The organism is Kitasatospora sp. NPDC091257, assembly GCF_044757675.1.
GTDB lineage: Bacteria > Actinomycetota > Actinomycetes > Streptomycetales > Streptomycetaceae > Kitasatospora > Kitasatospora lactacystinica.
In genome coordinates this window covers 1-2,591 of record NZ_JBIVVI010001237.1, presented here as the reverse complement: position 1 = coordinate 2,591, position 2,591 = coordinate 1, and the positions used below count along the sequence as shown (strand labels likewise).

The window sequence follows — 2,591 nt, the reverse complement described above, 5'->3', positions numbered from 1 at the left end:
GGCTCCGCGTGACCCGCCCCCAAGCCCCCGGCCGGCACCGCCTCGCGGTGCCCGGCCGTCACCCTCGCAGGCACTTGCAGAATGGAGCAGTTCGATGACGTCGACCGATACAACCCGTGAGGAAGTCGTCACAGCCCGCCGGACCGCGGTGGCACCGAAGCCCGCCGGCGCCGCCGTCCCGCGCGTACCCGCCCAACTGCGCGGCAGGCCGGCCCAGGTGCGGGTGGCGGTCTACGCGGAGGACCTCATCCTGCAGACCGGAGTGGTCCAGCAGCTGCGCCAGCGGCCCGAGGTGGAACTGCTGAGCGAGAGCGAGGCCGGGCAGGCCGAGGTCTCCCTGCTGGTGGTGGACTCGTTGACGGAGACGGTGACCGAGCACCTGCGGCGGCTGCGGCTCGCGACGTCGGGCCGGATAGGCCTGGTCGTGGGCCACTTCGAGGCCGGCGGGCTGCAGACCATCGTGGAGAACGGGGTCGCCGCCGTACTGCGGAGGTCCGAGGCCGACCAGGACCGGCTGGTGCACCTCATCACCGCCCTGGCCAACGGCGAGGGCGTGATGCCCGGCGACCTGCTCGGCGAGCTGCTCGACCGGATCGGGATCCTCCAGCGCACCATGCTGGACGGGAGGGGCCTGACCCTCTCGACCTTAACCGCGCGGGAGGCGGAGATGCTGAAGCTGGTGGCGGAGGGCTTCGACACCAGCGAGATCGCCGCCAAGACCTCGTACTCCGAGCGGACGGTGAAGAACGTGCTGCACGAGATCATCACCCGCCTCGGCCTGCGCAACCGGGCCCACGCGGTGGGGTACGCGATGCGGCGCGGCCTGATCTGACGGAAGCGGTGCCTCGCCCGGCCGGGCGAGGCACCGCGTGGAGCGGGGAGCGCTCAGAGGAGCCCGAAGTCGAACTCCCCGCCGGCGACGGCGGTGATGAAGGAGCCGATGACCGACGTGTACATCCGACGTGCGGAGTTGCGCCTCGGCGCGGCCCTGGAGGGCCTCGCTCTCGTCCTCCAGGGGGCGACCGCGCGCCCGGAGGAGCACAACTGCGAGTGCCATTGGGGCAGCGCCGAAGAGCTCGCCTTCCTCAAGGTGCCGGGCGTGCGGCTCGATCCCGACCTCCTCCGGCGGACCTGGCAGGCCCCCGACTGGAGCGACCACGGCTCGGTGCTCCGCCGCGTCCTGCCTCAGCTCGCGTGCGCCCTCGTCGACAGCCGGTCCGAGTCGTCCCGGTACCAGGACGAGATCGGTCTCTCGCTCGCCCGCGGGCGCTGGCAGGAGTGGCCCCGGGAGCAGGCCGCGGCCGTGCGGGAGTTCCTGCACGCGTTCTGGGCCACAGCCTCGTCACCGCCGACCCCCTCGCGGACGCGCACGGGACCCTCGTCCTGTGCGTCGAGGCGTCCGGCGAACTGAGCCCCTGGCTCGACGTCTGGGCGGCGCTGGAGCATCCGACGGCCGACCGGAACCTCGCGGAGGCCGTCGACGCGTGGGACTACGACCTGCTCGTCGACCAACTCCCCTGGAGGACCTGGCACGACAAGGACGCCATGGTGGCCGTGCTCACCGCCTGGCTCACCCGCCACGCCCCCGCCCGGCTGAGGGCGCACGACGCACCGGAGGACCTGCTCCACCGTCTGCGGCTGATCGGTCTCACCGGGCCCGCCCGCTGGGACGATCCGCATTGGCCCCACTACAGCTACTGACGGTGGGAGTGGAGGCCCCGGGCCGGGCGCTGCCGGGCGGAGCTAGGGTCTGCGCATGCTCCTGTGGATCAACGGCCCGTTCGGCGCCGGCAAGACTCAGACCGCGCACGAGATCCGGTGGCGCCTTCCGGGCAGCGTCATCTGCGACCCCGAGCACGTGGGTTTCGGCCTGCACCGGATGATGCCGCCGTCGATGCGCGGGGACTTCCAGGATCTTCCCGCCTGGCGGCAAGGTGTCGTCGACGTGCTGGACCGAGTCCTCACCGATCACGACGGTGTGGTGATCGCACCGATGACGGTCGTGGAGCCGGTGTACTTCCGGGAGACCGTCGGTCGGTTGCGGGAACGCGGCCATGACGTCCGCCACTTCACCTTGCTGGCCGAGCGCGCCACGGTGCTGCGACGGCTGCGTGAGCGCGGTTTCGGGCACGTGGTGCAGTTCGTGGCCGGGAAGGACGCCCCGCTGCGCCGGGAGAGCTTCGCCGTGTCGAAGCTGGACGTGTGCCTGGAGCGTTTGCGCGAGGAGGAGTTCGCCCAGCACGTGTGGACCGACCGGCTGACGGTCGCCCAGGTGGCCGACCGCATCGCCGCCGCTTCGGGGCTGACGCTCGCTCCGAACACCGAGGGCGTTCTCCGGGGGCGCGTCCGCCGGGCCTGGACAGGGGTCCGGCACATCCGGTTCGACTGAGCTCCGGCGGCTGAGGCGCGCACGGGAAGTCGGCCGGGCCGACTTCTCACGCGAGGTGCGGGCGGGCTGCCCTTCGGGGACACCGGTTGTTTCCCCCGCCGAGGGTGCCCGGGCTCTCCCGCGGCACGCCCGCGGCGGGGAGACTGCGGGCAGACCGCCCCTGCAACCTGTGAGGTCGAGCGTGATCGGCGCCACCGCCACC

General features: G+C 72.4%; 3 protein-coding genes. All 3 read left to right on the top strand.

The features are described 5' to 3' along the window. Positions 1–94: 94 nt before the first annotated feature. Entirely contained in the window at positions 95–832 is a 738-nt protein-coding gene (locus ACIQOV_RS36730; protein WP_401055139.1) for a response regulator transcription factor, read from the top strand. A gap of 446 nt (positions 833–1,278) precedes the next feature. Next, positions 1,279–1,701 (top strand): hypothetical protein, encoded by a 423-nt coding sequence (locus ACIQOV_RS36725; protein ID WP_401055138.1) that lies wholly within the window; start codon positions 1,279–1,281, stop codon positions 1,699–1,701. 55 nt (positions 1,702–1,756) lie between these two features. Further along, complete coding sequence (locus tag ACIQOV_RS36720; protein WP_401055137.1) at positions 1,757–2,389, top strand: AAA family ATPase; 633 nt, start codon at positions 1,757–1,759, stop codon at positions 2,387–2,389. Positions 2,390–2,591: the final 202 nt, after the last annotated feature.

Bases quoted from the DNA above. Each gene is read 5' to 3' on its own strand.
- ACIQOV_RS36730 (WP_401055139.1), top strand. From the start codon at position 95: ATGACGTCGACCGATACAACCCGTGAGGAAGTCGTCACAGCCCGCCGG.
- ACIQOV_RS36720 (WP_401055137.1), top strand. From the start codon at position 1,757: ATGCTCCTGTGGATCAACGGCCCGTTCGGCGCCGGCAAGACTCAGACC.